The 5,662-nt window shown below is 66.4% G+C and carries 5 protein-coding genes and 1 pseudogene; 2 read left to right on the top strand and 4 right to left on the bottom strand.

Going from position 1 to position 5,662, the window contains the following annotated elements; all coding sequences use genetic code 11:
- Positions 1 to 57 precede the first annotated feature (57 nt).
- The gene (ltrA, locus tag ACZ68L_RS46540) at positions 58 to 1,404 is read left to right on the top strand and encodes a group II intron reverse transcriptase/maturase (protein ID WP_469590944.1); all 1,347 of its coding nucleotides are present in this window, start codon (positions 58 to 60) and stop codon (positions 1,402 to 1,404) included.
- 93 nt (positions 1,405 to 1,497) lie between these two features.
- On the opposite strand, the gene ACZ68L_RS46535 is transcribed toward ltrA, so the two are convergent.
- The 4 genes from ACZ68L_RS46535 to ACZ68L_RS46520 all read right to left on the bottom strand — a co-directional run bounded on the left by ACZ68L_RS46535 (position 1,498) and on the right by ACZ68L_RS46520 (position 4,634).
- Positions 1,498 to 1,680 (bottom strand): hypothetical protein, encoded by a 183-nt coding sequence (locus ACZ68L_RS46535; RefSeq protein WP_469590942.1) that lies wholly within the window; start codon positions 1,678 to 1,680, stop codon positions 1,498 to 1,500.
- An 87-nt stretch (positions 1,681 to 1,767) separates the two neighbouring features.
- Entirely contained in the window at positions 1,768 to 2,757 is a 990-nt protein-coding gene (locus ACZ68L_RS46530) for a TIGR03619 family F420-dependent LLM class oxidoreductase (protein ID WP_469590940.1), read from the bottom strand.
- Between the two features lie 40 nt (positions 2,758 to 2,797).
- The gene (locus tag ACZ68L_RS46525; RefSeq protein WP_469590938.1) at positions 2,798 to 4,150 is read right to left on the bottom strand and encodes an amidohydrolase family protein; all 1,353 of its coding nucleotides are present in this window, start codon (positions 4,148 to 4,150) and stop codon (positions 2,798 to 2,800) included.
- Positions 4,151 to 4,265: 115 nt separating this feature from the next.
- On the bottom strand, positions 4,266 to 4,634 hold the full coding sequence (locus tag ACZ68L_RS46520) for a zinc-binding dehydrogenase (RefSeq protein ID WP_469590936.1): 369 nt from the start codon (positions 4,632 to 4,634) through the stop codon (positions 4,266 to 4,268).
- Positions 4,635 to 5,231: 597 nt separating this feature from the next.
- On the opposite strand from ACZ68L_RS46520, the pseudogene ACZ68L_RS46515 reads away from it, so the two are divergent.
- Positions 5,232 to 5,567 (top strand): annotated as a pseudogene (locus ACZ68L_RS46515) (transposase); the annotation flags it as partial.
- Positions 5,568 to 5,662: the final 95 nt, after the last annotated feature.

Here is a 5,662-nt window from a genome sequence, read left to right as displayed (position 1 = left end):
CTACGTGCACCGAAAGGTGCCCGCGTGGTTCGGACCGGGGGCCGCTGGAGCAGGACCGTGGTAACACGGCACCTCGCCAGCGGCCTACCGGTGTTCTACGACCTGGGGTGCCTGATCGACGCCTGGAACAGGGTCGCGGGCAACACCGGAGCGAAGACGGCCGGGATCGACGGGCTGACCGTGGCCGCGATCGAATCCGGGCCGGGAGTACAGCCGTTCCTGATGGAAATCAGGGACGAGCTCAAGGCGCGGACCTACCGGCCCGCGCCGGTGCGGCGCGCGCAGATCCCCAAGTCCAACGGGAAGATGCGCGCCCTTGGCATCCCGACCGTGAAGGACCGGGTCGTGCAAGCCGCACTCAAGGCAGTCCTGGAACCTGTTTTCGAGGCCGACTTCCTGCCGGTCTCCTACGGGTTCCGGCCCGGCCGCCGAGCCCACGACGCCATTGCGGAGATCGTCTATCTGGCCCGCCGGGGCTACCCCGTAGTCCTGGAGGCCGACATCGAGGCGTGTTTCGACAACATCGATCACACCGCCCTGATGGACCGGCTTCGGGCCAGGATCTCCGACAAGCGCGTCCTGGCACTGGTGAAGGCGTTCTTGAAGGCCGGGGTCATGCACCACGGCATCACCAAGGACACCCCCACCGGAACTCCCCAGGGCGGAATCCTCTCCCCACTGCTGGCCAACATCGCCCTGACCGCACTGGACGAGCACTTCCACGCCCAGTGGCAAGCGCAGATGGGCGACAAGTACCAGCGAGAAAAGCGCCGCAAGACCGGAACCGGGAACTGGCGCCTGGTCCGCTACGCGGACGACTTCGTCGTCCTCGTCAGCGGCCCGGCCCACCGGGCCGAGGCCCTGCGCGAGCAGGTCGCCGAGGTCCTGGCCCCGCTCGGACTGCGGCTCTCACCGGAGAAGACCCGCGTGGTCCACATCGACGACGGCTTCGACTTTCTCGGCCACCACATCCGCCGCCAGCGGAAACGCGGCACGAACAAGCTCGTCGTCTATACCCGGCCCTCGAAGAAGGCCATCAAGGCCGTCAAGGACCGGGTCTCGGAACGGACCTACAGACACACCCAGAATCAGAGTCTGGCCACCCTCCTGGAGGGCCTGAACCGGACAATGACTGGATGGGCGACCTACTTCCGTCACGGTGCGGCGAAGCGGACCTTCAACGCGGTCGACCACCACGCGTGGCACCGCGTCGCGATCTGGCTCCGCCGCAAACACAGCATCCCCAGCAGTCAGTTGAAGGGATTCTGTGACCAGGGATGGAGGTTCGCCGACGGCGGCACAGTGTTCCTCGGCGCATCCAGCGTCATGATCGAACGCTACCGCTACCGCGGAGCTCGGATCCCGACTCCGTGGACCATCGAACCGACAGCCAACAACGGCTGACCACTGGGCAAGCCACGTGGAGAGCCGGATGCGTCCCAACCGCACGTCCGGTTCGGGTCGGCGGCCCAGAGAAACGGAACAGCAGCAATGCCGTCACCGCACTCTGGGCCGACCGCACAGACTCACAATGGAGAAGACGTCGTCGAGCCACTGCTGGCGGTTGCGAGGCGAGCCGGTGTCGATGATGACGGGCTCCTGGCCGGTCAGCACGGCGGAGTTGATGGGAACGCAGAGGGGCTGGCCGAGCGCGAACTGTACGTCCTGGATGAGGTGCACATCCGGTCCGATGCGCTGGAACGGGTGGTGCTCGAATCTGAGTTCTTCGGCAGGTATCGTTGCCTCCTGATCCGCGGAAACGATTGCTCAAACCGTCGGCGCGACCTCGGTCATCAGGGTCTCCATCATCCCGATGAGCTCCTTGACCGAGCGGAAGACCGGCTTCATCTCGATCATGCTGACCCCGGCGTCGCGATACTCCCGGCACCGTGCGGCGATCTCGTCCGGTGTGCCGACCAGGTTGCGGACCGGCAGGTGGTCACCGAAGGCGTTCTCCAGGGTGCCCCGGCAGGCCGCCCGCGCTGCCGCGGTGGTGCCATCCATGCGCCAGAACAGGTCGAGTACGCACTCCGGTGGCCGGTGCCCCGATTCGGCGAGCGCGGCCAGGCCGCCGGCGACCTCATCGGGGGTGGTGTGGTTGGGCAGCCACCAGTAGCCGCCCCGGGCCGTACGCCGCAATGCGGCGGGCGAGTTACCGGCGATCAGGATCGGCGGTCCCCCGGCCTGTGCCGGCTTGGGGAATACCTCGATTTCCTTGAAGTGGACCAACTCCCCATCGTAGGAAGCGCTGTCGTCGGTCCAAATGCGCCTGAGAGCCTCGAGTTGCTCGTCGGCGAGCCGGCCACGTTTTGTCACGTCCACGCCGAGCGCGGCCATCTCCACCGTGGCATTGCGGGAGAGCGTTTCGAGGACCTGCGGGTCACGGTCGGTGCCGGACAGCCCGACACCGATTCCCAGGAGCATCCGCCCGCCGGAGAGCTGGTCGAGCGTGGCGATCTGTTTGGCCGCAAGGATGGTCTCACGCACCGGCAGCAGCATGACGCTGGTCAGCAGCCGGATCGTGGAGGTGATCCCGGCGACGTAGCCGAACGTGGTGAGCTGCTCGAACACGGTTCGACGGTCATTTCGGCCTTCGTCGTCCTCGGCACCGCAGCCGAGCCACACGCCATCGAAGACGATGTGGTCCTGCATCGACACGGCCCAGAACCCGAGTTCCTCGGCGGCCTGGGCGACATCGCGGATCGCGGCAGTGTCCCCGACGCGGTTGGACTGTGGTAGTGCCACTGCGAATTTCACGGTCGCGTCCTCCAAGTTGTGGATTGGCAAAGAGAATCGTTCAGTTCTGCGGCAGCCAGGACGGAGTCATGCCGCTCGAACGCAGCACGTGGTCACGGGAGCGCTCCGCGTCGGCCCGGAGCCGGGCGAGGTCGACCCCGACGAGCTTGCCGGCCCGCTTGCGGATCTCGCCGCGGACGATCACCGTGTCGACATTGGCCGTGTCGGCACTGGTCACCACGGTGGCGACGGGGTCGACCAAGGGCATCGTGTTGATGTCATCCGCCCGGATCAAGACGATGTCCGCGTCCTTACCGGGAGCCAGGGTCCCGATGCGATCGGCCAGTCCACAGGCCTGGGCACCGGCACGTGTCGCGAAGCCGAGCACGTCCGCATGGGTAAGTGCCGGCGCGAATGCGACATCGACATCGTCGCCGAACGAGGAGATGCGGCCTTGGGCGAGCGCGGTCCGCATCTGGGTGAACATATCGCCAGGGACCGAGGTGGCGACGTCGATGCTCAGCGAGGGCGTCACCCCTTGCTCCAGCATTCGCGTGATCGGTGGATGGCCGTGCCCCATGAGCATCTCGACGTACGGAGCGACCGAGGCAGAACCACCGGTGCGTTTGATCATTGCGAGCTCGTCGTCGGTACTGGTGGTGGCGTGGACGTAGGTGGTGTCCGGGCCGAGCAACCCTGCGCGGTCGAGCTCGGCGATCGCCTCCCCGTGCACGCCCGTGATCCGCATCCCGACATGGACGGAGATCCTGGCTTCCAGCTCGCGAGCAAGCCGCCAGTCATGCACGCACACCTCGGGGCGGCTCACTCCTGGCCCGCGGACGGCAAGGGCGAAGGTAAGGAGGTCGTCCTCCGATGAGAAGTACTGCTCGCGGATACGGCGGGCGTCCGCTGGGTGGCCGAGTTCGCTGTAGGCCCACCATTCGCCACCCGCCGGCGTCCCGTGGGCGTACATCGCACGGATACCGGCTGCGCGCAACGCTGTGATGCCGGCGTCCGCGTGCTCGGGCGTGTTGTTGCAGTGCGACCAGTCAACGATCGTGGTGATGCCCGCGTTGAGGGCCTCGAGCGCGCCGAGCAGGTTCCCGGTGTGGATGTCCTCGGGGCGGTAGGCGGGGCCGATGGCACCGATCACCTGGGCGAGGTATCCGTCCAGCGTGCACGCCGGCAGTACGCCGCGCAGCACGGTCTCCCACATGTGCCGATGGGTGTCGACGAACCCCGGGACGACGACAGTTCCCGCGGCGTCGAGAGTTTCCGCGTCTGTCACGGGGAGATCCGGACCGATCTGAGCGATCTTCCCGTCCTCGACGAGTACGTCAGCGCGGGGCAGATCGCCCAGTGCCGGGTCGAGGGTCAGGACGAATCCGTTCTTGAGCAACAATCTTGACGGCATTGTTCAGCTTCCGTTGTTTGGTGTGCAGAGGGGCAACAGGGTTCCGGCGTCGGCCGATCGCCGCTGAAGGAAAGGTTCTGACAGCCGGTCGATGGCGAAGGACCACACGGAACGTTCAAGGTTTCTGGGGCAGCAGAACCGGTCGGCCGTGCGCCCCTTGCTCAACTGCCGTGTACGCATCGGCGGCCCGCTCCAGCGGATAAGTCGCGAACACCGAGGCTGGACGCAACGTCCCGTCCGAGAATCCAGGCTCCAGTTCCCGGAGGACGCCTGCCGCTTCGGCCGCGGTCATCCGGCCTGTGTGCAAACCAACGAGGTGCAGTTCCTTGCGATAGAACGCGAGGAGGTCGACACCGGCTACCGCCGCCTGCGGCGGGATGCTGATCATGCAGACCCGGCCACGAACTCCCATCGCGTTGAGAATTACCGGGGTGAGCGCGCCGCCGACCGTGTCCACCGCCGCGGTCGCACCCTCCGCACCCACTGCCCGGGTGAGCTGCTCGAGGACTGGTGCCCCGTCGTCCGACCTCCACCACCTCGACGAGTCCCCGACAACTAGAGCAGACCGCGTCTCGTCGTGTCATCACGAAGCTCTCCCGCCGTCGGGGTGACAGGCCGTTCTGCCACAGCTGGATTTGTTTATAATAACTCGTTAGTAGCATGTCAATGCTACTTTCGAAAATAGCTCCGCGGCGAGCACAGGGGGTATCCAGGGCGGCACGGGGACGGCGGGCGCCACGGTGGCTCCCCAGCCCCGGGGTGACCCGGGACTGCAGGACGTTCGGCTCTGGCCCGTAGTCGGTGGTGACGCTGGGTGCACGTCAGGGCAGGAGTATGCGGTGGCGGAGGAGGTCGAATCCGGCGCGTCCGTGCATTTGTCTCATGATTCTCTTGGTGCGGGTGTTGACGCCTTCGGTGCGGCCGTTGTGGTAGGGCAGGGCTAGGAGCGTGGGTCAGTAACCGGCAACCCGCCTTCGATTCGTGATCATTCATACGGAATGATGGCGGTATGCATGGTGGGGATGGGCTGTTCGAGGTCGAGCCGGTCGAGATGAAGCGGCCGCAGGGTCGTCCGGCGGCGGTGGACAAGCGGTTCAGGGCGTTCGACCCGCACCAGGTCCTGCTGCTGCTGCCGTCGCTGGACGACTGGCTGCCCGAGGGGCACTTGGCCCGGTTCGTCGCCGACCTGGTCGACGACGTGCTGGACCTGGGGCCGGTCCGGGCCGACTACACCGAGAAGCGCGGCTTCCCGCCCTACGATCCCAGGCTGATGGTGCGCCTGCTGATCTACGGCTACACCACCGGCATCCGCTCCTCGCAGGCGATCGAGCGCAAGTGCGTCGACGACATCGCGTTCCGGTTCCTGGCCGCCGGCCAGGCCCCGGACTTCCGCTCGATCTCCCGCTTCCGCCGCCGCCTGTCGGCGTACACGTGAACGTGGCTCTGGCAAGATTTTCGTAGTCGGAGATCATCTGGGTGACGCGGTCGGCTGGTCCGAATAGTGGGCATCCT

Source organism: Streptomyces sp. NPDC104309 (genome assembly GCF_055584025.1).
Note: the sequence above shows the minus strand (reverse complement) of the source record. Positions and strands in the feature narration are given on the sequence as shown.